This is a genomic window from Prauserella marina, from assembly GCF_002240355.1.
GTDB classification, from domain to species: Bacteria; Actinomycetota; Actinomycetes; order Mycobacteriales; family Pseudonocardiaceae; genus Prauserella_A; species Prauserella_A marina.
The window spans coordinates 4,266,902-4,293,261 of sequence record NZ_CP016353.1 but is presented as its reverse complement, the minus strand read 5'-3'; the positions used below and the strand labels follow the sequence as shown (position 1 = coordinate 4,293,261).

The following is a 26,360-nucleotide window of genomic DNA, read 5'->3' as shown; positions in this document are numbered from 1 at the left end:
CCTGTCGCGACCGAACCCCGGAGCATCGCGAGTTCCGTGTGGTGAGCGGGAAGCCCGAGGCGGGGTCGAGGAGGCGCCGCGTTCCCGCAGCGTGGCCGCCAGTACAATGGAGCGCCGGTATGGCGGTCACCAATCGCGGTGGCCCGTAGCGAGGACATGCTCGTCGTGTGGAGGAAGCTCCGGGTTCCTCGGCCCGAGCACCACCAACGATCCGGGGCCGTTCACTACGCGGCCGACCCGACACAGGAGAACTCACTCAGTGGCCACCACCAACGACCTGAAGAACGGCCTGGTCCTCAACCTCGACGGCCAGCTCTGGTCCGTCGTGAACTTCCAGCACGTCAAGCCAGGCAAAGGCGGGGCGTTCGTGCGGACGACGCTCAAGCACGTGCTCTCCGGCAAGGTGGTGGACAAGACCTTCAACGCCGGTACGAAGGTCGAGACCGCGACCGTCGACCGTCGGCAGATGACCTACCTGTACAACGACGGCACCGACTTCGTGTTCATGGACTCGGAGACGTTCGAGCAGATCAACGTCAGCACCGAGATCGTCGGTGACGGCGCCGGATATCTGCTGGAGAACACCGAGGTCCAGGTCGCGACGCACGAGGGCGTCCCGCTGTACGTGGAGCTGCCGACCTCGATCGAGCTGGTCATCAAGCACACCGACCCCGGTCTGCAGGGTGACCGGTCCACCGGCGGCACCAAGCCCGCGACGCTGGAGACCGGAGCCGAGATCCAGGTACCGCTGTTCGTCAGCAGCGGCGAGAAGGTCAAGGTCGACACCCGCGACGGCCGCTACCTCGGCCGGGCGTGAGAGCTTCGGTGGACGCGCCAGCACCCCGCCGCGGCGGCTCGACGAGTCGCCGCGCTTCCCGCCGTCGCGCGGTGGAATTCCTCTACGAGGCCGCGCAGCGCTCGGCCACCCCGGTCGAGTTGCTGCGGGAACGGGTCGGCTCGCCCGCTGTCGAGCCGGTGAACGACTACACGATCACCTTGATCGAGGGCGTCAGCGCGCAGTTGGAGCGCGTCGACGAACTTCTGGCCGAACACTCGCAGGGCTGGACGCTGAGCCGGATGCCGCCGGTGGATCTCGCGATCCTGCGCATCGGTGTCTACGAAATGCTGTGGGCGCACGACGTGCCGGACCCCGTCGCCATCGACGAGGCGGTGGGGCTCGCGAAGGAGCTCTCCACCGACGATTCACCCCGGTTCGTCAACGGGGTACTCGGCCGGATCGGCAACATCGCCGATCGCTTGCGTGCTGTTCTGTAGCTCTCGTTGTTCATTTCGTCACGATCGACCGCCGCCGGGTCGTGAGTGGGCAGCCGGCTGGGCCGGCGGGCACTCACGACCGCGTGGCGGCGATCAGTCTTCCTTGGCAGGCCGGGCTTCGGGCGGCAGCACGCCCCAGTCGATGAGCTGCTCGGTGAGCTCACCAGGGGTCATGTCGTAGATGATCGCCAGCGAACGCAGGTCCTCGGTGCGGATGGAGAGCACCTTGCCGTTGTAGTCGCCGCGCTGGCTCTGGATGGTCGCCGCGTAGCGCGCGAGCGGCCCGACCTTCTCGGCAGGCAGTTGCTGGAGCCGTTCGAGATTGATCACAATTTTCGTGGCGGGCTCGGCTCCAGAGGGCACCCGGCCCTCAGGCAGCAGCTCGACCACGGGGACACCGTAGAAATCGGCGAGCTCGGCCAGCTTCTGAACGGTGACCGCACGGTCGCCCCGCTCGTAGGAGCCGACGACGACGGCCTTCCAGCGGCCGCCGGACTTCTGCTCGACCCCATGCAGGGAAAGACCCTGTTGCTGGCGGATTCCGCGGAGCTTGGCCCCGAGCGCCTTGGCGTAATCGCCCATTTGGTGGTTCTCCGTTTCCTCGCCCCGATGCGGCCCGGATGACCGACAGGGAATTCCTGAGTCGAATACTCAGAGTAATGGTTACTCGTTGTCGTCACCAGGTCAAGCAGATCATCACTGGGCGGAGTGACCCGCCAGGACCGCACCACCCGTAAGGCTTAGCCCTGTGACCTGCTACGGTCGGAACGGTTCCCCGCGTAGACCTGGGGTGCCGACATCCTTTAAGGACCCGTCCCGTGAGGCGGGGAAGGAGGTCTTCGTGGCGCCACGTCCACGTGGCGCGACGGATTCGGCCGCTGAGCGCGAGCTGCTCTCGGCTGGGGACGTCGCGCGAACCATCGCCCGAATGGCCCATCAGGTCATCGAAAAAACCGCGCTGGGTGCTGGGGACGAGACTCCACCCGTGTTGCTGGGGATCCCGACCAGAGGTACGCCGCTCGCCCGCAGATTGGCCGCGAGAATCGGCGAGTTCGCCGGAATCGCCGTGCCGGCCGGTGCGCTCGACATCACGTTGTACAGAGACGATCTGCGCAGGAAGCCGACGAGGCCGCTTGAGCAGACCCGGATTCCCGACGGCGGCATCGAGGACAGGGTCGTGATTCTCGTCGACGACGTGTTGTTCTCCGGCCGCACGATCCGCGCGGCCCTGGATGCCCTTCGCGACAACGGACGGCCGAGGTCGGTCCAGCTCGCGGTCCTGGTGGACAGGGGGCACCGCGAGCTGCCGATCAGGGCCGACTACGTGGGCAAGAACGTGCCGACCTCGCGTTCGGAGGACGTGTCGGTGCTGCTGGCCGAGGTCGACGATCGCGACGCCGTGCTGTTGAGCGGGCCCCGGCGGGAGGGCGAGTGATGAGGCACCTGCTGACGACGGACGGCCTGAGCGCCGAGAGTGCCACCGCGATACTCGACACCGCCGACGAGCTCAAGCGCACCCTGCTCGGCAGGGAGGTGCGCAAGCTGCCGACGCTGCGCGGCCGGACCGTCATCACGATGTTCTACGAGAATTCCACCCGCACCAGGGTCTCGTTCGAGATCGCGGGAAAGTGGATGAGTGCCGACGTGATCAACGTCTCGGCCAGCGGTTCCTCGGTTGGCAAGGGGGAGTCGCTGCGCGACACCGCGCTGACGCTGTCGGCGGCGGGTGCCGACTGCGTGATCGTCAGGCACCCCGCGACCGGCGCGGCCCACCGGCTCGCGGGCTGGCTCGACGAGGCCGGAACCGCGGTCGTCAACGCGGGTGACGGTACGCACGAGCACCCGACGCAGGCGCTGCTCGACGCGGCGACGCTGCGGGAGCGGCTCGGCACGCTGGACGGCAGAAGGGTCGCGATCGTCGGCGACGTGCTGCACAGCAGGGTCGCGAGATCCAATGTGCACCTGCTCGCCTCGCTCGGCGCCGAGGTGGTTCTCGTGGCCCCGCCGACTCTGCTTCCGGTCGGGGTGAGGGCATGGCCGGTGACCGTCTCGCACGAGCTGGACGCCGAACTGCCAGCCGTCGACGCGGTGATGATGCTCAGGGTGCAGGCCGAACGCATGCACGGCGGTTTCTTCCCCTCCGCGCGCGAGTACTCCATCGCCTACGGCCTCAACGAGAAGCGAGCGAAGCTGCTGCCGGAGAACGCCGTCGTGCTGCACCCAGGCCCGATGCTGCGCGGTATGGAGATCGGCTCCGCCGTCGCCGACTCGCCGCGATCGGCGATCACCGAACAGGTGCGCAACGGGGTGCACGTCCGGATGGCCGTGCTGTACCACCTGCTCGCGGGGCAGGAACACGAGCAGCACGAGCAGGACCGGCACAGCGAGGAGGGCAAGTGAACGAGGTCGTCATCAGGGGGGCCCTTCGCTACGGCGAGGGCGATCCGGTCGACGTGCTCGTCGCCGACGGCGTCATTGCCGAGATCGGCGAGCGGGGCTCGCTCGGCGCCGGTGACGCGGCCGAGGTGATCGAAGCCGATGGCATGGTGCTGCTGCCCGGCTTCGTCGACCTGCACACCCACCTGAGGGAACCTGGCAGGGAGGACACCGAGACGATCGAAAGCGGCTCGGCCGCGGCCGCCATAGGTGGCTACACCGCGGTCTTCGCCATGGCCAACACCGATCCGGTCGCGGACAACGCGGTCGTGGTCGAACACGTGTGGCGAAGGGGAAGGGAAACCGGGCTCGTCGACGTGCACCCCGTGGGCGCGGTGACCGTCGGGCTCGAAGGCAAGCGGCTCGCCGAGATGGGCACCATGGCGGGCTCCGCCGCGGGGGTGCGGGTGTTCTCCGACGACGGGCACTGCGTCGCCGATCCGCTGTTGATGCGCAGGGCGCTGGAGTATTCGACGGCGCTGGGTGTCCTCGTCGCCCAGCACGCGGAGGAGCCGAGGCTGACCAGCGGCGCGCAGGCCCACGAGGGTGAGCGCGCCGCGAGGCTCGGGTACGCGGGCTGGCCTGCCTCGGCCGAGGAGTCGATCGTCGCGCGCGACTGCGTGCTGGCCCGGCACGCGGGTGCCCGGCTGCACGTGTGTCACGTCTCGACGACGGGAACCGTGGACGTGCTCGGCTGGGCGAAGGGGCTCGGAATCGCGGTGTCGGCCGAGGTGACGCCGCACCACCTGCTGCTGACCGACGAACGGCTCGCTAGCTTCGACCCCGTCAACAAGGTGAACCCGCCGCTTCGCGCCGAGGCCGACGTCGAGCGCATGCGCGTGGCGCTGGCCGAAGGGGTCATCGACTGTGTGGCCACCGACCATGCGCCGCACGCGGAGCAGGACAAGGACTGCGAGTGGGCCGCGGCGCGACCCGGCATGCTGGGCTTGCAGACCGCGCTGTCGATCGTGGTGGCGACAATGGTGCGCACAGGATTGCTCGACTGGCGCGGCGTGGCGAGGGTCATGAGCGAACGACCGGCCGAGATCGCGGGGCTTCCCGATCAGGGAAGGCCCCTTGAGGTCGGCGAGCCCGCCAACCTCGCGCTGGTCGACCCGGACGCCGAGTGGACGGTGCACGGGCCGGAACTGGCGAGTATTTCGGCCAACACTCCGTATGAGGGGATGCGATTGCCCGCCGTGGTGAGCGCCACGCTGCTGCGTGGGCGGATCACGGCGCGCGAAGGGAAGATTGGGTAATGGATAGGCTTCTGCTTTCGCTTTTGGTCGCGGCGTTTTTCGCGCTGGCCGTCTACGGCATGTGGAAGGGCTGGCGACGTCAGGCCATCGCGCAGAGCGTGCGTATTCCGCCGTTCCCCGAGGTGCCGGAGGTCACCGGTGAGCCGGTGATGACCACCAAGGGGCTCTATGTGGCGACGACCAACGCCGGGCACTGGCAGCAACGCGTCGTCACCAGGGGAGTCGGCATGCGGGGGCCTGCCGAACTGCGGTTGTTCGACGACGGTATCGAGGTGGATCGCGCCGGGGCGAAGGGATTCTGGATTCCCCGGGAGTCCATTGTGGAATTGAAGACCGCGAAGGGGATGGCTGGCAAGGTCATGGGCACGGACAGCCTGCTCGTGTTGACGTGGCGGCTCGGCGATGTCGAGCTGGACACCGGATTCCGGGGCGACGACCTCGGTGAATATCCACAGTGGATCGAAGAGGTCAAGGGAGGTGCTCAGGTATGAGCGGCACCAGGACACCGGCGGCGCTCGTGCTTGAGGACGGCAGGGTCTTCCGGGGAGCCGCGTACGGTGCGAGGGGAACCTCACTCGGCGAAGCCGTGTTCTGCACCGGCATGACCGGCTACCAGGAAACGCTGACCGATCCCTCGTACCGCAAGCAGATCGTGGTGCAGACGGCGCCGCAGATCGGCAACACCGGCTGGAACGACGAGGACGACGAGTCCTCGCGCATCTGGGTCGCCGGTTACGTCGTGCGCGATCCGGCGAGGACGCCATCGAACTGGAGGGCGACCCGCTCGCTCGACGACGAACTGCGCGAGCAGGGCATCGTCGGTATCGCCGAGGTGGATACCCGCACGCTGACCAGGCACCTGAGGGAGCACGGGGCGATGCGCGCAGGCGTGTTCTCCGGCGACGCGCTCGCGCCGGTCGAGGAGCTGCTGGACACCGTGCTGGCGAGCCCGGCGATGAAGGGTGCCGATCTCGCGGGCGAGGTGACCACGAGCAAGCCCTACGTGGTTCCCGCGGAAGGACAGCGGCTGTACCGGGTGGCGGCGCTCGATCTCGGCATCAAGGCCAACACGCCGAGGCAGCTGGCCAAGCGGGGCATCGAGGTCCACGTCCTGCCCGCGACGAGCAGCATGGACGACGTGCTCGCCGTCGAACCGGACGGCGTGTTCCTCTCCAACGGGCCGGGCGACCCCGAGACGCAGCGGCACGCGATCGAACTGACCTCGGCCACGCTCGCCAGGGAGATCCCGCTGTTCGGCATCTGCTTCGGCAACCAGATCCTCGGCAGGGCACTGGGGCTCGGCACCTACAAGATGCGCTTCGGGCACAGGGGGATCAACGTTCCCGTGCTCGACACGGCGACCGGCAGGGTCGCCATCACCGCGCAGAACCACGGGTTCGCGCTGGAAGGTGAGCCGGGCCAGCGGTTCGAATCGCCCTTCGGCGCCGCGATCGTGAGTCACTACTGCGCCAACGACGGCACCGTCGAGGGCCTTCGCTGCCAGGACGTTCCCGCCTTTTCCGTGCAGTACCACCCCGAAGCCGCCGCCGGCCCGCACGACGCCAACCCGCTCTTCGACGAGTTCGTCGGCTTGATGGAGACGAAGAATGCCTAAACGCACCGACATCGAGCATGTCCTCGTCATCGGTTCCGGTCCGATCGTCATCGGACAGGCCGCCGAGTTCGACTACTCGGGCACGCAGGCGTGCCGGGTGCTGAAGGAGGAGGGCCTTCGCGTCAGCCTCGTCAACTCCAACCCGGCGACGATCATGACCGACCCCGAGTTCGCCGACGCGACCTACATCGAGCCGGTGACACCGGAGTTCGTCGAGAAGGTCATCGCGCGTGAGCGGCCGGACGCGGTGCTGGCCACCCTCGGCGGGCAGACGGCGCTGAACTGCGCGGTGGCCCTGCACGAGCGGGGAGTGCTCGAGAAGTACGGCGTCGAGCTGATCGGCGCCGACATCGACGCGATCCAGCGTGGCGAGGACCGGCAGAAGTTCAAGGACATCGTGCGCACCATCGGTGGCGACGTCCCGCGCAGCGCGGTGTGCCACTCCATGGACGAGGTCAGGGCCACCGTCGCCGAGGTCGGCCTTCCCGTCGTCATCCGGCCGTCGTTCACGATGGGCGGACTCGGCTCCGGCATGGCGCACACCGACGAGGAACTAGAGCGGCTGGCCTCGTTCGGGCTTGAGGAGAGCCCGGTCACCGAGGTGCTTGTCGAGGAGAGCGTGCTCGGCTGGAAGGAATACGAGCTCGAACTGATGCGCGACCGGCACGACAACGTGGTGGTGGTCTGCTCGATCGAGAACGTCGACGCGATGGGCGTGCACACCGGCGACTCGGTGACCGTCGCGCCCGCGATGACCCTGACCGACCGCGAGTACCAGCACATGCGCGACGTCGGCATCGACGTGCTGCGCGAGGTGGGCGTCGACACGGGTGGCTGCAACATCCAGTTCGCCGTCAATCCGGCCGACGGCCGCCTCGTTGTGATCGAGATGAACCCCAGGGTGTCGCGGTCCTCGGCGCTGGCCTCGAAGGCGACCGGGTTCCCCATCGCCAAGATCGCCGCGAAGCTCGCCATCGGCTACACGCTCGACGAGATCAGCAACGACATCACCGGCGAGACCCCGGCCAGCTTCGAGCCGACGCTGGACTACGTCGTGGTGAAGGTGCCGAGGTTCGCCTTCGAGAAGTTCGCCGGTGCGGACCCGACTCTCACCACGACGATGAAGAGCGTCGGCGAGGCCATGTCGCTCGGCAGGAGCTTCCCCGAGGCGCTGGGCAAGGCGCTGCGTTCCGTCGAGACGAAGGCCGTCGGTTTCTGGACGCGCGAGGATCCCGCCGGCGCGACGCTGGAGTCGACGCTCGCCGAACTGCGGACCCCGCACGACGGGAGGCTTTACGCGATCGAGCGCGCGCTGCGCCTTGGCGCCACCGTCGAGCAGGTGCACGAGGCCAGTGGCGTCGACCCGTGGTTCATCGACCAGATCGCGCTCATCGGCGAGGTCGGTGCCGAGGTGCGGGAATCGCCGGTACTGGACGCCTCGCTGCTGCGCAGAGCCAAGCGCACCGGTCTTTCCGACCGGCAGATCGCCGCGCTACGGCCGGAACTCGCCGGTGAGGACGGGGTGCGGACGCTGCGCCACCGGCTCGGCGTGCACCCGGTCTTCAAGACCGTCGACACGTGCGCGGCCGAGTTCGAGGCCCGCACGCCGTATCACTACTCGGCCTACGAACTGGATCCCGCGGCCGAGTCGGAGGTGACCGCCCAGCCCGAGAAGCCGAAGGTGCTGATCCTCGGATCGGGGCCCAACCGCATCGGGCAGGGCATCGAGTTCGACTACTCGTGCGTGCACGCCGCGCTCGCCCTGCGTGAGGCGGGTTTCGAGGCGGTGATGGTCAACTGCAATCCGGAGACCGTCTCCACCGACTACGACACCTCCGACCGGTTGTACTTCGAGCCGCTGACTTTCGAGGACGTACTGGAGGTCGTGCACGCGGAGCAGCAGTCGGGCACCGTCGCCGGTGTCATCGTGCAGCTCGGCGGGCAGACCCCGCTCGGACTGGCTCAGCGCCTCGCCGACGCGGGCGTGCCCGTGGTGGGCACGCCTCCGCAGGCCATCCACCTCGCCGAGGACAGGGGTGCCTTCGGTGACGTGCTGACCGAGGCCGGTCTTCCCGCGCCTCGCTACGGCACAGCGACCTCGTTCGAGGGCGCCAAGCGCATCGCCGACGAGATCGGTTACCCGGTGCTGGTCAGGCCGTCGTATGTACTCGGCGGGCGGGGCATGGAGATCGTGTACGACGAGGCGTCGCTGGCCGGGTACATCCAGCGGGCCACCGAGGTCACGCCGGAGCATCCGGTGCTGGTGGACCGGTTCCTCGACGACGCCATCGAGATCGACGTCGACGCGCTGTTCGACGGCGAGGAGTTGTTCCTCGGCGGCGTCATGGAACACATCGAGGAAGCCGGTATCCACTCCGGTGATTCGGCGTGCGCGCTGCCGCCCATCACGCTCGGCCGCACCGATCTCGACGAGGTGCGCCGGTGCACGGAGGCCATCGCGCGCGGTGTCGGGGTGCGCGGCCTGCTCAATGTGCAGTACGCGCTGAAAGACGACGTGCTGTACGTGCTTGAGGCGAACCCGAGGGCTTCGCGCACGGTGCCGTTCGTGTCGAAGGCGACGGCGGTCCCGCTGGCCAAGGCCGCCGCGCTGATCATGACCGGCTCCTCGGTGAAGGATCTGCGGGAGAGGGGTGTGCTGCCCGCCGAAGGCGACGGCGGCCACCTTCCGGTCGACGCGCCCGTCGCGGTCAAGGAGGCGGTGCTTCCGTTCCACCGGTTCCGCACTCCCGAGGGGCAGGGCGTCGACTCGTTGCTGGGACCGGAGATGAAGTCCACCGGCGAGGTCATGGGCGTCGACGTGTCCTTCGGCAAGGCGTTCGCCAAGTCGCAGGCCGGCGCCTACGGTTCGCTGCCGACGAAGGGCAAGGTCTTCGTCTCCGTCGCCAACCGCGACAAGCGCTCGCTCGTCTTCCCCGTCAAGCGGCTCGCCGATCTCGGGTTCGAGGTGCTGGCGACGTCGGGAACGGCGGAGGTGTTGCGGCGCAACGGAGTTCCGTGCACCGAGGTGCGCAAGCACTACCAGGGCAGTGGTGAGGCCGAACCCAACATCGTCGAGGTCATCCTCGACGGCGGCGTCGACATGGTGATCAACACGCCGTACGGCAACAGCGGTCCCCGTATCGACGGCTACGAGATCAGGACGGCCGCCGTGTCGAGGGGAATCCCTTGCGTTACGACGGTGCAGGGCGCGGCGGCGGCCGTGCACGGCATCGAGGCACTCATCCGAGGCGACATCGGGGTCCGGTCGCTCCAGGACTTGCAGGCGGCGCTGCGGGCGAAGGCATGACGGTTCCGTTCGGGCAGCGGCTCGCGTCGGCGGTCGCCGACCGCGGGCCGCTGTGCGCGGGAATCGACCCGCATCCGGGTCTGCTCTCGGCGTGGGGGCTCACCGCCGACGCGGCGGGGCTTGAGCGGTTCGCGTTGTCGGCGACCGAGGTACTTGCCGAGCACGTGGCCGTGCTCAAGCCGCAGTCGGCGTTTTTCGAGGCGTACGGCTCGGCCGGGATCGCGGTGCTGGAGCGGGTGCTGGTGCTCGCGAGGCAGGCGGGGGCCCTGGTGCTGCTCGACGTCAAGCGAGGCGACATCGGCTCGACGATGGCCGCGTACACCTCGGCCTACCTGACCGACGCCGCGCCGTTGGCAGCCGACGCCATCACGGTGTCGCCCTACCTGGGCTTCGGCGCGCTGGAACCGGCGCTCGCGGCGGCTCAGGCGAGCGGGAGGGGGTTGTTCGTGCTGGCCCGCACCTCGAATCCCGACGGAGGACAGGTGCAGGGCGCGCTCACCTCGGGGAGGTCCGTCGCGCAGGCGATGGTGGACGAGGCGGCCGCGCGCAATGCGGGAGCGACACCGATGGGCGGGGTCGGCGTCGTCGTCGGTGCCACCATCCGGCCAGGCGAACTGGATCTCACCGCGCTGAACGGTCCCGTCCTCGCGCCTGGTTTCGGCGCGCAGGGCGCGACGGCCGACGACCTCGTGAAGGTGTTCGGGCCGGACACCGCTTCGGTTCTTCCCGCGTCGTCGCGTGATCTGCTCAAGCACGGTCCCGATCCGGCCGCGCTGCGCGAGGCGGTCCTGCGCGTGCGGGAGACGGTCGCCGTGCTGGCGCGCTGAAAGCGCCGGGTTACCGCGCGGGTTGTTTGAACGGCGCCAGCGCCGCGCTGCCACCCGATACGTGCGCTGCCTCCTCGTGCAACGTCCGCGAGCACCGGGCGAGCAGGTCGAGCAGCGTCGCGCGTTCCGTTTCGGTGAACGTGTCGCCGAGCCTGCGCTCGATCGCGACGGCGGCGGCGTCGGCCTGGCGCAGCGTCGCCCAGCCCGGTTCGGTGAGCTCGATCTGCCGCGCGTTGAGATGGTAGGGGTCGCGCGCTCTGCTGATGAGCCCCTTTGCTTCCAGGTTGGCCAGCGTGGTGGCCATGGTCTGCGGCGTGACGAGCGCGAGGCGGGCCAGCGCCGCCGCTGACACCCCGGGGTGCATCGCCGTGGTCGCCAGTGCCGAGTACTGCGGCACCGTGAGTCCCGAGGGTTTCAGCGCGGCGTGTTTGAGCGCCATCAGTTCCTGTTCGACGCGCTTCACGTGGTGCCCGACCCGCTCGTGCGCTGGCAGGGACGTCACTGGCGTCGTGGGGCTCTCCGGCGGCTTTCTCGTCACACTCGAATTTTACCGATAGCCAGCAGACTGCTGAATGACAGAGTTCTTATCTTCGTCTGTCTACTGGTGGAAGGTGTGGTCGAGGTGGGTTTGAGAAAGCGTTCCGTTTCCCATGATCCGGACAAGCCGGATGATCCCGGCGGTGCTGCCGGAGGCAGTTCGCGGCGGACGTTTCTGGTCCGCGGCGCCGCCGCGGGAGCGGGCATCGCGGGCGCGAGCATGCTCAGGACGGTCGGCGCGCCGCCTGCCGCCGCGACCGATGCCGCGGCGGCCCCGCCACCTCCACCGACGAGGCGGCTGACGCTGAGCGTCAACGGCAGGACGCGCACCCTCGACCTGGACGTGCGCGCGAGCCTGCTGGACGCGGTGCGCGACCGGATCGGTCTCACCGGCACCAAGAAGGGCTGCAACCAGGGTGCCTGCGGCGCCTGCACCGTGCTCGTCGACGGGCGAAGGACGCTGTCCTGCCTGACGATCGCGGCCCGGCACGAAGGCGCCGAGGTCACCACCATCGAGGGCCTGGAAAGGCTCGGCGGCGGCGAAGGGTTGCATCCCGTGCAGCGGGCCTTCCTCGAACACGACGGATTCCAGTGCGGGTTCTGCACCTCCGGTCAGATCATGTCGGCGGCGGGGCTGCTCGCCGAACGACCCGACGTCCCCGACGAGGACATCGCGGAGGAGATGAGCGGCAACCTGTGCCGCTGCGCCGCATACCCGAACATCAACGCCGCGGTCCGTGCCGCGCGAGGAGGGAAGTGACCGTGGAGACTTTCCACCTCGACCGGCCGAGGTCGGTCGCCGAAGCCGTCCGGATCCTGCACCGCGAGAAAGACGCGACGGTCATCGCGGGCGGCACCGACCTCGTCACCTTGCTCAGGGACGGGGTCGCCACGCCCCACCGCCTCGTCGACGTCTCCCTGCTCGGGCTCGACCGGATCGAATGGCGCCGCGACGGCGGCGTGCGCATCGGCGCGCTGTACTCCAACGCCGTCGCCGACAGCAGGCTTGCCAGGGAGTACCCGGTGGTCACCGAGGCGCTGCGGGCGGGAGCCTCGGCGCAGATCCGCGGCATGGCCACCCTCGGGGGCAACATCTCGCAGCGCACCAGATGCCGCTACTTCCGGCTGCCCGAATTCGCCTGCAACAAGAGAGCACCTGGCAGCGGCTGCTCGGCGATCGAAGGTGACGGGAGCGGTCAGGCGATCTTCGGTACGTCGTCCTCGTGCACGGCGGTGCATCCCTCCGACCTCGCCGTCGCGCTGAGAGCCGTCGACGCCGTCGTGATCGCCCAGAGCCAGCGGGGGAGCAGGGAGATCCCCATGGACGAGTTCCACCTGCTGCCTGGCGACACCCCGCACCGGGAGACGACGCTGCGCCCCGGCGAGCTCATCACCGCCATCGAACTGCCCGCGCGGGCACACAGCGGGCACTCGCATTACCTCAAGTTCAGGGACAGGGCCTCGTTCGCCTTCGCGCTCGTCTCCGCGGCCGTCGCCCTCGACATCCGGGGAGGGGCGGTACGGACGGCGCGGGTAGCGCTCGGCGGTGTCGCTCCCGCGCCGTGGCGCGCGGTTGCCGCCGAGCGGGTACTGACCGGCAAGCGCCCCACCGCCGAGGTGATCGACGCCGCGGCGAAGGCGGCCACCGAGGGCGCGCGGCCAGGCAAGGACAACGAGCACAAGGTCGAACTCGTGCGCAGGGTCGTGCGCAGGGCACTGACGGAACTGGGGCAGCGCTGATGGACACCACAGCCGAGACGCGAACCGAGTGGAGCGAACCGATCGGCGCCCCGCTGCGCAGGGTCGAAGGCAGGGACAAGGTCACCGGAAAGGCCGTGTACACCGGCGACGTGCGGCAGCAGGGGGTCGCGCACGCGGTACTCGTCACGAGCGCCATCTCGGCGGGAAGGGTGCGCGGGATCGACAGCAGGCGGGCGCTGGACGCGCCGGGCGTGCTCGCCGTGATCACCCACCGCAACCGGCCCGCGTGGAAAGGGGTTCCCACGATCCCCTACCTCGCCGAGAGCAGGCTGCCGCTCACCGACGACGTGATCCACTTCGGCAACCAGTGCATCGGCGTCGTCGTGGCCGAAACCCTGGAGCAGGCCGAGTACGGCGCGAGTCTGGTGCGCGTCGATTACGAGCGGAGGCGGCCGGTTCCGGACCTCGACGCGGGCCTTCCCGATGCCTACGTGCCGCAAGGCCCCTACACAGACCGGTTTCCGGTGCACTACGAGCGAGGCTCGGTCGCGAGGAGAACCCCGGTGACCGTCGAGGCGGACTACCGCACCTCGGCGTTGTCGCACGCTCCGATGGAACCCTCCGTCACGCTCGCGAGGTGGGAGAGCGGCACGCTGATCGTGCACGACTCGACCCAGTCGGTGGTCGCGCACCGGCCGGTGATCGCCACGGCCTTCGGGCTTCCGGAGAGCAGCGTCCGGCTGATCTCGTCGCTCGTCGGCGGCGGCTTCGGCAACAAGTCCTACCTGTGGGCGCACACCCTGCTGGCTCCGCTCGCGTCGATGATGGTGCACCGGCCGGTGCGGCTGACGCTGACGCGCAAGCAGGTCTTCACGGGCACGGGGCACATGCCGGAGCTTGTGCACAGGGTCCGCCTCGGCGCGGACGGGGCGGGGAAACTGCTGGTGATCGAACATCACACCGTCAACCCCACCTCGCCGACCGACGACAGGGCCGAACCGGCGATCCAGTCGACACCCGCGCTGTACGCGGTGCCGAACCTGCTGGCTACGGCAAAGGTCGCCAAGGTCAACATCGGCACCTCCGGCGCCATGCGGACACCGGGCGACACCCCTGGCCAGTTCGCGACCGAGTGCGCCATGGACGAACTGGCGTACCGCGTCGGAATCGATCCGGTCGAACTGCGAAGGCGCAACGTTGCCTCCGGTGCGCACCCGCATACCGGAAAACCGTGGGGCGGCAACAGGTTACTCGAATGCCTCGACATCGGTGCGAGGGAATTCGGCTGGGGCGCACGGAATGCCCGTCCCGGCAGCATGCGGGACGGCGGGGAACTCGTCGGTTACGGCATGGCCGTCGCGATCAGGGCCGAGCATTCGGCGCCCGCCGTCGCCGCCGTGCGCCTTGCCGCCGACGGGGGAGCGGAGGTGCTGACGGCGACGCAGGAGATCGGCGGCGGCTCGCTGACAACGATGGTCCAGATCGCCGCTTCGGGGCTGGGAATGGCTCCGGAGCGGGTGCGGATTTCGGCTGGTGACAGCGATTTGCCGCCGGGCGCGCCCACGTTCGGCTCGATGACGTCGGGAAGTACCGGCAGCGCCGTGCAGGACGCCGCGGGCAAGGTCAGGGCCGCCGCGATCCGGCTTGCCGTCACGGATCCCCGGTCTCCCTTGCACGGGGTCGAGCAGGACGCGGTCGCCGTCGAGAACGGCAGGATGTTCGCGCGTGCGGAGCCACGTCGCGGCGAGACGTACGCCGAACTGCTCACGAGGCACGGTATCGGCGTGCTCGCCGACCAAGGCAGGCACATACCGCCGGCCTCGGGGGAGGAACCGTTCGCCCTCGCCACCTTCGCCGCGCATTTCACCGAGGTCCGCATAGATGTTGATCTTCCACGAGTGCGTGTGGTGCGGCACATCGGGGTGTTCGATTGCGGCAGGGTCCTCAACCGCGCGACGGCGGCCAACCAGGCCCGCGGCGGCATGATCTTCGCGATGGGCGGTGCGCTGATGGAAAAACTGGACCAGGACCCGGTTTCCGGCCGGTTCACCAACTCCGCGCTCACCGACTACCACGTGCCAGTGCACGCCGACATCGGCGACGTCAGGGCGCTTTTCGTGGACAAAGCGGAGGTCAACGCCCATCCGGTCGGTGCGAAGGGACTCGGCGAGATCTGCTCGATCGGCGTCGCGCCGGCCATCGCCAACGCCGTTTTCCACGCCACCGGAACAAGGATCAGGCACTTGCCACTGACACCGGAGAAGCTTTTGTGAGTAGGGTCTGACTTGGCCCGTGCCACGGTGAGCCGTGGCGGTAACGGGCTGGGCGCGGGGCCGTCCGAGGCACATCTGAGGCGGTCGGCGCGTTCCGGCGAGCGGCTACCCCGCATTGTGGGCCGAGGTCCAGGGTGGGTACGGTCGCCACACCCACCCAGAATTTTGAGTAATACCGGAGGAAAACGTGGCACTTCCCCAGCTCACCGAGGAACAGCGTGCTGCGGCGCTGGAGAAGGCCGCCGCTGCCCGTCGCGCCCGCGCGGAGCTCAAGGAACGGCTCAAGCGTGGCGGCACGACTCTCGCCGACGTGCTCAAGCAGGCCGACGAGGACGAGGTCCTTGGCAAGATGAAGGTCTCCGCACTGCTGGAGGCTCTGCCGGGCGTGGGCAAGGTGCGTGCGCAGCAGACGATGGAGCGGCTTGAGATCGCTACCAGCCGTCGGCTGCGCGGCCTCGGTGACCGGCAGCGCAAGGCGCTGCTGGCCGAGTTCAGCGGCGAGTGAGCGAGCGGCACAACGGCGGCTCGATCGAGGCCGGCGCACGCGGCGGCCACATGACGAACGGTGGGTCGGTGCCGGGTTCCTCCCGGCCCCGGCTCACCGTCGTGTCGGGACCTTCCGGGGTGGGTAAGTCGAGCGTGGTCAGTGCGCTGCGCGAACTTCACCCCGGCCTCTATTTCAGTGTTTCCGTCACCACCCGTCAGCCCCGGGAGGGCGAGGTGGACGGCGAGCACTACCACTTCGTCGACCGCGCGACATTCGACGCCATGGTGGCCGACGGCGAACTTCTCGAACACGCGGAGTTCGCCGGCAACTGCTACGGCACTCCACGCGAGCCGGTCGAGGCGGCGCTGCGGGCCGGAAGGCCCGCGGTGCTGGAAATCGAACTCCAGGGCGCGAGGCAGGTGCGCGTGGCCATGCCGGAGGCACGGCTGGTGATGCTCCTGCCTCCGTCATGGGGCGAGCTCGTCGGCAGGCTGACCGGCCGCGGCACCGAAGCCGACGACGCCGTGAAGGCCAGGCTGAGCGAGGCCGAACGGGAACTCGCGGCCGCTGGGGAGTTCGACGCGCGGGTCGTCAACGCCGACGTGCAGACCGCCGCACGTGAGTTGCTAGACTTGATAACCGGCGAGACCACTGTTTTTGACGATTCGGAGCACAGTCAGTGACCGCGATTACGCTGGGTCCTCAGAGCGAGCAGCTCGAAGGCATCACCAATCCCCCCATCGACGACCTCCTTGAGAAGGTCAGCTCCAAGTACGCGCTGGTGATCTATTCGGCCAAGCGCGCACGCCAGATCAACGACTACTACGCGCAACTCGGCGAGGGCCTGCTTGAGTACGTCGGCCCGCTCGTCGAGCCGGGCCCGAGGGAGAAGCCGCTCTCGATCGCGCTGCGCGAGATCCACGCCGGACTGCTTGAGCACACCGAGGGCGAATAACGCCTGAGGCGGCCAGGCCGCCTCTCCGCTTCGTGCCGTCCTTGCCACCCACCGAGTGCGGCGATCCCGAGCCGTCGTCACCGTCCACCGCAACGGCCGTCGGGAGCGGAATGCGGCCTGGCGCAACGGAAACGGACTGACGTGACCGAATCGAGCCAAGCCGTGCCGGGCGCACAGGCCACCGGTAAGCCGAGGATCGTGCTCGGCGTAGGCGGCGGTATCGCCGCCTACAAGGCGTGCGAGGTGCTGCGCGGTCTCACCGAGACGGGCCACGACGTGCGCGTCGTGCCCACGGAGGCGGCACTGAACTTCGTCGGCGCCGCGACGTTCGAGGCATTGTCCGGTCACCCCGTGCACACCGGCGTCTTCACCGAGGTTCCCGACGTCCAGCACGTCAGGATCGGCAAGGAAGCCGACCTTGTTCTCGTCGTTCCCGCGACGGCCGATCTTCTGGCAAGGGCGGCCCATGGCAGGGCGGACGACCTGCTCACCAGTACCCTGCTGACGGCCCGCTGCCCCGTCGCGTTCTTTCCCGCCATGCACACCGAGATGTGGGAGCACGCGGCGACCCGCGACAACGTGGCACTGCTGCGCTCACGGGGAGTGCTCGTCGCCGAACCCGCGGCCGGGAGACTGACCGGCGCCGACACCGGCAAGGGCAGGCTCGCCGATCCCCGCGAGATCGTCGACATCGCGAGGCTGCTGCTGGCGAGGGCCGATGCGCTGCCGCGCGACCTCGAAGGCGTGCACGTGGTGATCTCGGCCGGAGGCACGAGGGAACCGCTCGATCCGGTCCGCCATCTCGGCAACCGTTCCTCGGGAAAGCAGGGCTACGCGCTCGCCAGGGTCGCCGCGCAGCGCGGTGCGCGCGTCACCCTCGTCACCGCGCACACCCAGGCACTGGCCGAACCGGCCGGTGTCGACATCCGCCCCGTTTCCACCGCCGCCCAGCTCGGTGAGGCGGTCCAGGACGCGGCGCGCACCGCCGACGTGATCGTCATGGCCGCCGCCGTCGCGGATTTCCGGCCTGCCGACACCGCCGACTACAAGATCAAGAAGTCGGACGACAACCCCGATCCGGACATCAAACTCGTCAGAAACCCGGACATACTGGCAGGGCTCGTCCGGCAACGGCTTCCCGGCCAGGTCATCGTGGGTTTCGCCGCCGAGACCGGCGACGCCGACGGCAGCGTGCTCGACCATGCCACGGCCAAACTCAAGCGCAAGGGCTGCGACCTGCTCGTCGTCAACGCCGTCGGTGAGGGCAAGGCCTTCGAGATGGAGGAGAACACCGGCTGGCTGCTGTCGGCGGAGGGGCTGCGCGAACGCATCCCGCTCGGCGCCAAAGCGCTTCTCGCGGCCACAGTGTGGGACGCCGTAACCGGACTACTGCATCGCCCTGGCAAAGGCCAGTAGGCTCTTCGACATCTCCGCAATCCAGCTCGGCAAAAGGAAGTGACGACAGTCGTGACCGCGTCCAACCGCAGGCTTTTCACGTCGGAATCCGTGACCGAAGGTCATCCGGACAAGATTTGTGACGCGATCAGTGACTCCATCCTCGACGCGCTGCTCGCCAAGGACCCCCGCAGCAGGGTCGCCGTCGAAACCCTCATCACGACCGGCCAGGTCCATGTCGCCGGCGAGGTGACCACCGACGCCTACGCCGACATCCCGACGATCGTCAGGGAGAAGGTTCTGGAGATCGGGTACGACTCGTCGGCGAAGGGGTTCGACGGGACGTCGTGTGGGGTGAATGTGGCGATCGGGTCGCAGTCGCCGGATATCGCGCAGGGTGTGGATACGGCGTATGAGTCGCGGTTGGAGAACGCGCTCGACGATTTGGACAAGCAGGGTGCTGGTGATCAGGGGTTGATGTTCGGGTATGCGTGCTCGGACACTCCTGAGTTGATGCCCTTGCCGATCGCGCTGGCACACCGGCTCTCGCAGCGGCTGACCGCCGTCCGCAAGGAGGGCGTGCTGCCCTACCTGCGGCCCGACGGCAAGACCCAGGTGACCATCGAGTACGCGGGCGAGCAGGCGGTGCGGCTCGACACCGTCGTCGTCTCCAGCCAGCACGCCGAGGGCATCGACCTCGACAAGATGCTCGGCGTCGACGTCAAGGAACACGTCGTCGCGCCCGTGCTTTCCGGGGTCGACCTCGACAGCGGCGATGCCAGGCTGCTCGTCAACCCGACGGGCCGGTTCGTGGTGGGCGGTCCGATGGGCGACGCGGGGCTGACCGGTCGCAAGATCATCGTGGACACCTACGGCGGGATGGCTCGCCACGGTGGTGGCGCGTTCTCCGGCAAGGACCCCTCCAAGGTCGACCGGTCCGCCGCCTACGCGATGCGCTGGGTCGCCAAGAACATCGTCGCCGCCGGACTCGCGGGCAGGGTCGAGGTGCAGGTCGCCTACGCCATCGGCAAGGCGGCTCCGGTCGGTTTGTTCGTCGAGACCTTCGGAACGGAGACCGTCGATCCCGTCAAGATCCAGGCGGCGATCAACGAGGTGTTCGACCTTCGCCCGGCCGCGATCATCCGCGACCTGGACCTGCTGCGCCCCATCTACACGCCGACGTCGGCCTACGGCCACTTCGGCAGGCCGGAACTCGATCTGCCGTGGGAGAGCACGGCCCGCTCCGGGGATCTCCGGCGCGCCGTCGGCGCCTGACCCGGCGGCGCTCGGAAGGTGTTCGTGCCCTAAGCTCCCGATCTCGTGGTGGACACTCAGGAAGTCGCGGCGTCCTCAGCACCAGCTGGGTCTCCTGCGGACCGGCAGGAGCAGGCCAAACCCAAGAGCACCCGGCACATCAGCTGGGACGCGATCAGAGTGCTCGGCATCGTCGCCGTGCTGGCCTTCCACGTCACCTTCCTCGCGCCGCTGACCCTTCCCGGCCTTGAGCTGCCGCCGGGCCCGCTTCAGATGGACTTCCCGTTCGGGGCCTCGATTCTCATCGTCATCTCCGGTTACTTCGCCGCGATGACCATCGGGAAGTCGACGCCGTTGCGCTGGTGGTTCCGCAGGCTGGCCAGGCTGCTGCCCGCGTTCTGGGTCGCCGTGGTGTTCATCTTCGGCATCACCCTGCTGTTCGCGCCGGAGGGCCTGCCCCGGCCCTCCTACGGCGACCTTGTCGGCAACCTCGGGCTCGTGCACACGTTGCTGGCCGACGTCCAGTACATCGACCTCTCGCACTGGACCGTTCCCGTGCAGGTGGCCGGTTTCACCGCGATCGGCCTGCTGGCCTGGAAGGCCAAGGTGCGGGGGACCGCGGCCTCGGTGGTGCTGTGGCTCGTGCTGCTGGTTCCGCTCGCGGCGCGTTACCTGTTCATGGGGCCGGGGCAGGCGCCTCCGCAGTGGCTCAGCATGGCGCTCGACGGCACCGGGCTGAACAGGGCCCACCTGCTGGTCGCCGGTGTGGCGATCTTCCGCTGGTCCAAGGGCAGGATGAGCTTCACCCAGCTCTATCTCATGCTGGGCGTCGTACTCATCGCGCACGACAAGCACCCGCCTGGTGGCGACTCGGTGCTCGCCTTCGCCGTCACGCTCGTGCTGATCTGCGTGGCCGCCTACCAGCCGGTGTGGGAACTGCCGGTGCTCCAGAAGCTGGCAAGGCCCATCCAATGGCTCGCCGGGATCTCCTACGGCGTCTACCTCATGCACTACGTGGTCGGCACCGTGGTGGCACGCAGGCTGGCCGACCTCGGCGTGCCGTGGTGGGGCTGGATGCCCGCGTTCGCGGCGACCGCGGTCTTCCTCGGCTGGGTGCTCACCCGCTGTGTCGAGCAGCCGGTCTTCAAACTGCTCACCCGCCGTCTCGACACGAAACCGGTCGTGCCCGCGACGCGGCCACGAACCGAGGCGCGCCAAGAGAAGAAGGCGTGAAGGACGACGAAGCGCCCCCGCTGTGGGAGTTGCCGAAGGCAGGGAAACCCAGGCCATCGGGCGGAAAGGCGAAGGCCGGACGCGGTTCCGCCAAGGGAAAGCGCCAGCCTGCCGAGTCCGAGCCGATCGCCAGGGTCGTCGTCGACGTGCCGCTCGCGCACCTCGACCGCACGTTCGACTACCAGGTGCCGAAGGAACTGGCCGACGCCGCGGTGCCGGGGTGCAGGGTGCGCGTGCGGTTCGCCGGGCAGCTCGTCGACGGCTTTCTGCTGGAACGCGCGACCGAGACCGAGCACAAGGGCAGGTTGTCGTTCCTTGAGCGGGTGACCTCCAGTGAGCGCGTGCTGACCCCCTCACTAGCCGCGCTGTGCAGGGCGGTGGCCGCCCGCTACGGCGGGACCCTCATCGACGTACTGCGCCTCGCGCTGCCGCCCCGGCACGCGAAGGTGGAGGCCGAGCCCCCTCGCGAGCCGGCACCCCTTCCCTCGCCGCCCGAAGCCGAGGGCTGGCGGCGCTACCCGTGGGGGCCGGGGTTCCTCGCCGCGCTGCGGGCCGGAAGGGCCGCGCACGGCGTGTGGCAGGCGCTGCCCGGCGAGCACTGGCCTTCCCGGCTCGCCGAACTGGCCACCGAGGTGGCCGCGACCGGCAAGAGCGCGGTACTCGTCCTTCCGGACCACAGGGATGTCGCGCGGGTGCGGGCGGCGTGCGCCGAACTCGCGGGTGCCGACGCGGTCGTGGCGCTGTCGGCCGATCTCGGCCCCTCCGAGCGGTACCGGCGCTGGCTCGCCGTGCTGAGGGGCGCGGTCCGCATCGTCGTCGGCACGCGAGCGGCGATGTTCGCCCCCGTCAGCGATCCCGGCCTTTTCGTCGTCTGGGACGACGGCGACGACCTGCACGCCGACCCGCACATGCCGTATCCGCAGGTGCGGGACGTGCTCATGGTCAGGGCACACGCCGAGAAGGCGTCCTTCCTCGTCGCGGGGCACACCCGCACGGCAGAGGCGCAACTGCTGCTGGAAAGCGGCTGGGCACACCCGATCGTCGCCGCGAGGGAGGAGGTGCGCGCCAGCGCGCCGAGGGTGACCCCCTTCGGCGAGGACTTCGACGTGGCGAGGGACGAGGCGGCGAGCGTGGCGCGGCTGCCCTCCGTCGCGTTCGAGGCCGCGAGAGCCGCGCTCGCGGCCGGTGCGCCGGTGCTCGTGCAGGTCCCGCGAAGGGGCTACGTTCCGGGGCTGGCCTGTGCCCAGTGCCGGACTCCGGCCCGCTGCCGCAGGTGCGCCGGACCGTTGTTGCTGCCGGGAGGCGGCGCCGCCGGAGTACCCCGGTGCCGGTGGTGCGGCGTCGCCGACGCCAACTACCGGTGCGGTACCTGCGGCTCAGCCAGGCTGCGTGCCGTCGTCGTCGGCGCCAAGCGGACCGCCGAGGAACTCGGCAGGGCGTTCGCGGGGGTCGCCGTTCGTACGTCGGGAGGCGGTGAGGTGCTGGCGAGCGTGCCCGCCAAACCGGCGCTCGTCGTGTCGACACCGGGAGCCGAGCCGGTCGCGGAGGGCGGCTACGGCGCGGCGCTGTTGCTGGACGGCTGGGCGCTGCTCGGAAGGCAGGATCTGCGGGCGGCAGAGGAGACCTTGCGGCGGTGGCTGACCGCCGCTGCCATGGTGCGCTCCGCGAGGGAGGGCGGCAGGGTCGTCGTCGGCGCCGAGGCGGGAATCCCCGTCGTGCAGGCACTGGTGCGCTGGGACCCGGGCTGGCACGCCGAGCTGGAATTAGCGGAGCGCAAGGAACTCGGGTTCCCGCCAGCGGTCAGGATGGCCGCCTTCGAGGGCACTCCCGAGGCGGTCGGCGCGCTGCTCGACGAGATCACCCTGCCGCCGTCGGCCGAGGTGCTGGGTCCGGTGCCGCTCGGCGAGGTCGACGAGGAAGGCCGCGCGGAACGGGAACGCGCGCTCGTGAGGGTTCCCCGGGCGCAGGGAAGGGCGCTCGCCGACGCCGCGCACGCGGTGAACGCGTTGCGCAACGCCCGCAAGGAAACCGATCCGGTGCGTGTCCAGCTGGATCCGCTCGCGCTGATCTGACCTCGCGGAAGGCCAGTCGGCCCGCGAGGTCGGCTCGTGGGCGCGGGCGCTCTAGACTGGCTCGCGATGTGTGAATCCCCGACCGGTACGGAGCGGCCATGAGGCTTGTCTTCGCCGGTACCCCCGAACCCGCCGTACCCTCGCTGCTGGCACTGCTGGCTTCGCCGAGGCACGAGGTGGTCGCCGTCGTCACGCGGCCGGACGCGCAAGCGGGCCGTGGGCGCAAGCTGGTGCGCTCTCCGGTCGGCGCGGTCGCCGACGAGCACGGCATCGAGGTGCTGACCCCCGGCAAGGCGGGAGATCCCGAGTTTCTGGCGAGGCTGGCCGAGATCGCTCCGGACGCCTGCCCCGTCGTGGCCTACGGCGCGCTGCTGCCCCAGCGGGCGCTGGACATTCCCGCGCACGGCTGGGTCAACCTGCACTTCTCACTGCTGCCTTCGTGGCGCGGCGCCGCGCCGGTGCAGGCCGCGATCAGGGCCGGCGACGAGATCACCGGCGCCTCGACGTTCCGGATCGTCAAGGAACTCGACGCGGGCCCGGTTTTCGGTTTCGTCACCGAGAAGATCACCGGCACCGACACCGCGGGCGCACTGCTCGGCAGGCTCGCCGATTCGGGCGCCAGCCTGCTGGTGTCCACAATGGATGGAATCGAGGACGGTACGCTGAGCGCGGTCGCACAGCAGGCGGAGGGCGTGACCTACGCGCCGAAGGTGACCGTCGCCGATGCGGGCGCCGACTTCTCCGCTCCCGCCGTCGCCGTCGAAAGGCGGATCCGTTCCGTGACCCCCGAACCGGGTGCGTGGGCGACGTTCAGGGGAGAGCGGATCAAGCTGGGGCCGGTGCGCCACGCCGACGGGCCCGGGCTGGCGCCGGGTGAACTCGCCGTCGAACGCAAGCGGGTACTGGCAGGAACGGCGACGACGCCCGTCGAACTCGGCGACGTACAGGCTCAGGGCAAGAAACGCATGGCGGCGGCCGATTGGGCCCGCGGCACCAGAATCGAGCAAGGGGAGCGGCTGACATGACACCTGGCCGGCAGGGAAAGCCGGACCGGAGCAGGCGCCCGGCCCCTCGTAAGCAGGGGCCGAGGAAGCCCCCCGCGCAGGATCCGGCCCGCAGGGTAGCCCTCGACGTGCTGCGTGCCGTCAGCGAGCGCGACGCCTACGCCAACCTGATGCTGCCGGAAGAACTTCGCAGGCGCCGCATCACGGGCAGGGACGCCGCGCTGGCGACCGAGCTGACCTACGGAACCCTGCGGGCGCAGGGGCTGCTCGACGAGATCATCACGGCCTGCCTCGACCGGCCGCTGTCCGAAGTGGACAAGGTGGTGCTCGACGCGTTGCGGCTGGGTGCCTACCAGTTGCTGCGGACGAGGATCCCTCCGCACGCGGCCGTGGCCTCCACCGTCGACCTCGTCAGGGAGGAGACGGGCTCGCACGTCGCCGGTTTCGCCAACGCCGTGCTCCGCAACGTGTCCGAAAAGGACGAGGCGGACTGGATGCGGCAGCTGACTCCCGACGCGGAAACCGACCCGATCGGGAACCTCGCGATGCGCACCTCGCACCCGAGGTGGGTGGCGCGCTCCTTCGCGGAAGCACTGGGTGACAAGGGAGCCGAGCTGGAGGCGGCGCTGCTCGCCGACGACACCCGTCCGGCCGTGCACCTGCTCGCCAAGCCCGGCGAGATCACCGCTGACGAGCTGGCCGCGATCACCGGCGGCGACCCAGCGCCCTACTCGCCCTACGGCGTCCACCTTCCCACCGGTGGTGGCGATCTCGCCGAGGCGGAGCCGATCAAGGAGAAGCTCGCCGTCGTACAGGACGAAGGCAGCCAGCTCGTCACCATCGCCGCGACCAACGTGCCGGTCGACGGCGGCAGCGGCGGCGACACCAGATGGCTCGACCTGTGCGCCGGCCCCGGAGGGAAGGCGACGTTGCTCGGCTCGCTCGCCGCCACGGCCGGCGTCACGGTGGACGCCGTCGAGAAGGCCCCGCACAGGGCGAAGCTCGTCGAGCGGGCCACCGAGGGCCTTCCGGTGACCGTCCACGTCGCCGACGGGAGGGACCCCGGACTCGACGGCGGCTACGACAGGGTGCTCGTCGACGCGCCGTGCAGCGGGCTCGGCGCGCTGCGCAGGCGGCCGGAGGCACGCTGGCGCAGACAGCCCTCCGACGTCGCGGACCTGACCCGCTTGCAGGGCGAACTGCTCGCCTCCGCGTTCGGGCTGGTGCGCGCCGGTGGCCTCGTCGCCTACGTGGTGTGTTCCCCGCACCTCGCCGAGACCGAGGGCGTTTTCGGCAACGCCGCACGCAGGGCGGGAGCCGAGGTGATCGACGCGAGGGAGTACTTCCCCGGCGTTCCCCTGCTCGGCGACGGACCCTACGTCCAGCTCTGGCCACACCGGCACGGCACCGACGCCATGTTCGTCGCGCTCGCCATCGCACGGTGACACCGGGACCGGTACTGGGACTGGTCGCCTCCTCGTGCGGCGGTGTCGAGTCCCGGTTCGTCACCGAGATCGCCGAACCGGCCGCCCTGCGCGGCTGGCGGCTGGCGGTCACGCTGACGCCGACGGCTCACCGGTGGCTCACGACCACCGGGGAACTGGAAAGGCTCCGCGCGCTGACCGGTCTCGACGTGCGCAGCGAATCCCGGCTGCCGGGCGAGGAACGGCCGCACCCCGATCCCGAGGTCTTCCTGTTCGCGCCCGCGAGCGCCGGTTCGGTCGCCAAACTGGCGCTGGGACTGGCCGACAACCAGGCGACCACCGTGCTCGGGGACGCGCTCGGCGAGCCGGGAGTGCGGATGGTCGTCGGCTACCAGGTCAGGGACAGCAGGTTCCGGCATCCCGCTTGGCAGGGGCATCTCGACACGCTCGCCTCGGCGGGCGTGACCACGAGCAGACTGGCCGTCGACCGGCCGTGGACCGGCGTTCTCGACCTGCTGGAGTGAGCCGGATCCCCGCTCGTGGCGGGGTGCCGGCCGGCAGGGGGTCCGCACCGACCGGGGAGGGAACCTCCCCTCTAGACTCGCGTGAGTGGCCCACCAACCGTTGATCGCACCCAGCATTCTTTCCGCGGACTTCGCCAGGCTCGGTGAGGAGATCGCCGCTGTAGCGGGCGAGGGAGAAACCCGCGCCGACTGGATCCACGTCGACGTGATGGACGGTCACTTCGTTCCCAACCTGACTCTCGGGCTTCCCGTCGTGCAATCGCTGCTGAAGAGCACCGACGTGCCGATGGACTGTCACCTGATGATCGAGGACCCCGACCGCTGGGCACCCGGATACGCCGAGGCGGGCGCGCACAACGTGACGGTGCATGTCGAGGCGGCACACGATCCGGTCATGCTCGCCAAGAACCTGAGGGCCGCCGGGGCCAAGGCCGGGCTCTCCATCAAGCCGGGCACCCCGCTCGAAGACCACCTCGACACCTTGAAGCACTACGACACGCTGCTGGTGATGTCGGTGGAACCGGGTTTCGGCGGGCAGTCCTTCATCCCGTCGGTGCTCGACAAGGTCAGGACCGCGCGCGGGCTGGTCGACACGGGACACCTGACGGTGCTGGTGGAGATCGACGGCGGGATCAACGCCGACACCATCGAGCAGGCGGCCGAGGCGGGCGTCGACTGCTTCGTCGCCGGATCGGCCGTCTACGGTGCTGCCGACCCCGGTGCCGCGGTCGCCGCGCTGCGAGCGAGTGCCGCGAAGGCACGGGAGGCGCACTGAGGTGACC

General features: G+C 69.5%; 25 protein-coding genes. 23 read left to right on the top strand and 2 right to left on the bottom strand.

The window, feature by feature from the left end:
* The first annotated feature begins 259 nt into the window (after positions 1–259).
* Both efp and nusB read left to right on the top strand, forming a co-directional pair.
* Entirely contained in the window at positions 260–817 is a 558-nt protein-coding gene (gene efp / locus BAY61_RS20105) for an elongation factor P (protein ID WP_091808078.1), read from the top strand.
* Positions 818–825: 8 nt separating this feature from the next.
* Positions 826–1,275, top strand: a complete 450-nt coding sequence (gene nusB / locus BAY61_RS20100; protein WP_091808476.1) for a transcription antitermination factor NusB — start codon at positions 826–828, stop codon at positions 1,273–1,275.
* A gap of 93 nt (positions 1,276–1,368) precedes the next feature.
* On the opposite strand, the gene bldD is transcribed toward nusB, so the two are convergent.
* Positions 1,369–1,857: a transcriptional regulator BldD gene (bldD, locus tag BAY61_RS20095; RefSeq protein WP_020422358.1), complete on the bottom strand. Its 489-nt coding sequence runs from the start codon at positions 1,855–1,857 to the stop codon at positions 1,369–1,371.
* Between the two features lie 259 nt (positions 1,858–2,116).
* On the opposite strand from bldD, the gene pyrR reads away from it, so the two are divergent.
* Genes pyrR through pyrF form a run of 7 tightly spaced genes read left to right on the top strand, consistent with a single transcriptional unit; the run spans position 2,117 to position 10,719 of the window.
* Entirely contained in the window at positions 2,117–2,710 is a 594-nt protein-coding gene (gene pyrR / locus BAY61_RS20090) for a bifunctional pyr operon transcriptional regulator/uracil phosphoribosyltransferase PyrR (protein WP_091808080.1), read from the top strand.
* A complete protein-coding gene (locus BAY61_RS20085; protein WP_091808082.1) occupies positions 2,710–3,675 on the top strand; it encodes an aspartate carbamoyltransferase catalytic subunit in 966 nt (321 codons plus the stop codon). Before pyrR ends, BAY61_RS20085 begins: the two co-directional genes overlap by 1 nt.
* Positions 3,672–4,970: a dihydroorotase gene (locus BAY61_RS20080; protein WP_091808084.1), complete on the top strand. Its 1,299-nt coding sequence runs from the start codon at positions 3,672–3,674 to the stop codon at positions 4,968–4,970. The genes BAY61_RS20085 and BAY61_RS20080 overlap by 4 nt, the downstream gene beginning before the upstream one ends.
* Positions 4,970–5,461: a PH-like domain-containing protein gene (locus tag BAY61_RS20075; protein WP_091808086.1), complete on the top strand. Its 492-nt coding sequence runs from the start codon at positions 4,970–4,972 to the stop codon at positions 5,459–5,461. Before BAY61_RS20080 ends, BAY61_RS20075 begins: the two co-directional genes overlap by 1 nt.
* Positions 5,458–6,585 (top strand): glutamine-hydrolyzing carbamoyl-phosphate synthase small subunit, encoded by a 1,128-nt coding sequence (gene carA / locus BAY61_RS20070; protein ID WP_091808087.1) that lies wholly within the window; start codon positions 5,458–5,460, stop codon positions 6,583–6,585. The genes BAY61_RS20075 and carA overlap by 4 nt, the downstream gene beginning before the upstream one ends.
* Positions 6,578–9,892 carry a carbamoyl-phosphate synthase large subunit gene (gene carB, locus BAY61_RS20065; protein WP_091808089.1) on the top strand — a complete coding sequence of 1,105 codons (3,315 nt, stop codon included), beginning with the start codon at positions 6,578–6,580 and terminating at the stop codon, positions 9,890–9,892. The genes carA and carB overlap by 8 nt, the downstream gene beginning before the upstream one ends.
* On the top strand, positions 9,889–10,719 hold the full coding sequence (gene pyrF, locus BAY61_RS20060; protein WP_091808091.1) for an orotidine-5'-phosphate decarboxylase: 831 nt from the start codon (positions 9,889–9,891) through the stop codon (positions 10,717–10,719). The genes carB and pyrF overlap by 4 nt, the downstream gene beginning before the upstream one ends.
* Positions 10,720–10,729: 10 nt before the next feature.
* Here pyrF and BAY61_RS20055 read toward each other — a convergent pair whose 3' ends face one another.
* A complete protein-coding gene (locus BAY61_RS20055; RefSeq protein ID WP_245865272.1) occupies positions 10,730–11,257 on the bottom strand; it encodes a MarR family winged helix-turn-helix transcriptional regulator in 528 nt (175 codons plus the stop codon).
* 84 nt (positions 11,258–11,341) lie between these two features.
* Here BAY61_RS20055 and BAY61_RS20050 point away from each other — a divergent pair, with 84 nt between their 5' ends.
* From BAY61_RS20050 to rpe, 14 genes are all read left to right on the top strand, one after another.
* A complete protein-coding gene (locus BAY61_RS20050; RefSeq protein WP_338061484.1) occupies positions 11,342–12,016 on the top strand; it encodes a (2Fe-2S)-binding protein in 675 nt (224 codons plus the stop codon).
* Complete coding sequence (locus tag BAY61_RS20045) at positions 12,013–12,996, top strand: FAD binding domain-containing protein (RefSeq protein WP_091808094.1); 984 nt, start codon at positions 12,013–12,015, stop codon at positions 12,994–12,996. The genes BAY61_RS20050 and BAY61_RS20045 overlap by 4 nt, the downstream gene beginning before the upstream one ends.
* On the top strand, positions 12,996–15,230 hold the full coding sequence (locus tag BAY61_RS20040) for a xanthine dehydrogenase family protein molybdopterin-binding subunit (protein WP_091808096.1): 2,235 nt from the start codon (positions 12,996–12,998) through the stop codon (positions 15,228–15,230). The genes BAY61_RS20045 and BAY61_RS20040 overlap by 1 nt, the downstream gene beginning before the upstream one ends.
* Before the next feature lie 187 nt (positions 15,231–15,417).
* Positions 15,418–15,735 carry an integration host factor, actinobacterial type gene (gene mihF / locus BAY61_RS20035; RefSeq protein ID WP_005437476.1) on the top strand — a complete coding sequence of 106 codons (318 nt, stop codon included), beginning with the start codon at positions 15,418–15,420 and terminating at the stop codon, positions 15,733–15,735.
* A 50-nt stretch (positions 15,736–15,785) separates the two neighbouring features.
* Complete coding sequence (gene gmk / locus BAY61_RS20030) at positions 15,786–16,400, top strand: guanylate kinase (RefSeq protein WP_176879817.1); 615 nt, start codon at positions 15,786–15,788, stop codon at positions 16,398–16,400.
* Positions 16,397–16,672, top strand: coding sequence for a DNA-directed RNA polymerase subunit omega (rpoZ, locus tag BAY61_RS20025; RefSeq protein WP_091808100.1), 276 nt, complete (start codon positions 16,397–16,399; stop codon positions 16,670–16,672). The genes gmk and rpoZ overlap by 4 nt, the downstream gene beginning before the upstream one ends.
* Before the next feature lie 198 nt (positions 16,673–16,870).
* Entirely contained in the window at positions 16,871–18,088 is a 1,218-nt protein-coding gene (coaBC, locus tag BAY61_RS20020) for a bifunctional phosphopantothenoylcysteine decarboxylase/phosphopantothenate--cysteine ligase CoaBC (RefSeq protein ID WP_091808483.1), read from the top strand.
* Positions 18,089–18,139: 51 nt separating this feature from the next.
* Positions 18,140–19,342 (top strand): methionine adenosyltransferase, encoded by a 1,203-nt coding sequence (gene metK, locus BAY61_RS20015; RefSeq protein ID WP_091808101.1) that lies wholly within the window; start codon positions 18,140–18,142, stop codon positions 19,340–19,342.
* Between the two features lie 45 nt (positions 19,343–19,387).
* Positions 19,388–20,554, top strand: a complete 1,167-nt coding sequence (locus BAY61_RS20010; protein ID WP_420848845.1) for an acyltransferase family protein — start codon at positions 19,388–19,390, stop codon at positions 20,552–20,554.
* Complete coding sequence (locus BAY61_RS20005; protein WP_091808103.1) at positions 20,551–22,626, top strand: primosomal protein N'; 2,076 nt, start codon at positions 20,551–20,553, stop codon at positions 22,624–22,626. The genes BAY61_RS20010 and BAY61_RS20005 overlap by 4 nt, the downstream gene beginning before the upstream one ends.
* Positions 22,627–22,724: 98 nt before the next feature.
* Positions 22,725–23,651, top strand: a complete 927-nt coding sequence (fmt, locus tag BAY61_RS20000; protein ID WP_091808105.1) for a methionyl-tRNA formyltransferase — start codon at positions 22,725–22,727, stop codon at positions 23,649–23,651.
* A complete protein-coding gene (locus tag BAY61_RS19995) occupies positions 23,648–25,075 on the top strand; it encodes an RsmB/NOP family class I SAM-dependent RNA methyltransferase (protein ID WP_091808106.1) in 1,428 nt (475 codons plus the stop codon). Before fmt ends, BAY61_RS19995 begins: the two co-directional genes overlap by 4 nt.
* The gene (locus tag BAY61_RS19990) at positions 25,072–25,578 is read left to right on the top strand and encodes a flavoprotein (protein ID WP_091808108.1); all 507 of its coding nucleotides are present in this window, start codon (positions 25,072–25,074) and stop codon (positions 25,576–25,578) included. The genes BAY61_RS19995 and BAY61_RS19990 overlap by 4 nt, the downstream gene beginning before the upstream one ends.
* Positions 25,579–25,678: 100 nt before the next feature.
* On the top strand, positions 25,679–26,353 hold the full coding sequence (gene rpe / locus BAY61_RS19985) for a ribulose-phosphate 3-epimerase (protein WP_091808487.1): 675 nt from the start codon (positions 25,679–25,681) through the stop codon (positions 26,351–26,353).
* Positions 26,354–26,360: the final 7 nt, after the last annotated feature.

Excerpts from the sequence above, each read along its gene's own strand:
- BAY61_RS19995 (WP_091808106.1), top strand. The coding sequence starts at position 23,648 with ATGACACCTGGCCGGCAGGGAAAGCCGGACCGGAGCAGGCGCCCGGCC.
- carB (WP_091808089.1), top strand. The coding sequence starts at position 6,578 with ATGCCTAAACGCACCGACATCGAGCATGTCCTCGTCATCGGTTCCGGT.
- BAY61_RS20085 (WP_091808082.1), top strand. The coding sequence starts at position 2,710 with ATGAGGCACCTGCTGACGACGGACGGCCTGAGCGCCGAGAGTGCCACC.
- fmt (WP_091808105.1), top strand. The coding sequence starts at position 22,725 with ATGAGGCTTGTCTTCGCCGGTACCCCCGAACCCGCCGTACCCTCGCTG.
- BAY61_RS20040 (WP_091808096.1), top strand. The coding sequence starts at position 12,996 with ATGGACACCACAGCCGAGACGCGAACCGAGTGGAGCGAACCGATCGGC.
- BAY61_RS20075 (WP_091808086.1), top strand. The coding sequence starts at position 4,970 with ATGGATAGGCTTCTGCTTTCGCTTTTGGTCGCGGCGTTTTTCGCGCTG.
- pyrF (WP_091808091.1), top strand. The coding sequence starts at position 9,889 with ATGACGGTTCCGTTCGGGCAGCGGCTCGCGTCGGCGGTCGCCGACCGC.
- bldD (WP_020422358.1), bottom strand. The coding sequence starts at position 1,857 with ATGGGCGATTACGCCAAGGCGCTCGGGGCCAAGCTCCGCGGAATCCGC.
- gmk (WP_176879817.1), top strand. The coding sequence starts at position 15,786 with ATGACGAACGGTGGGTCGGTGCCGGGTTCCTCCCGGCCCCGGCTCACC.
- carA (WP_091808087.1), top strand. The coding sequence starts at position 5,458 with ATGAGCGGCACCAGGACACCGGCGGCGCTCGTGCTTGAGGACGGCAGG.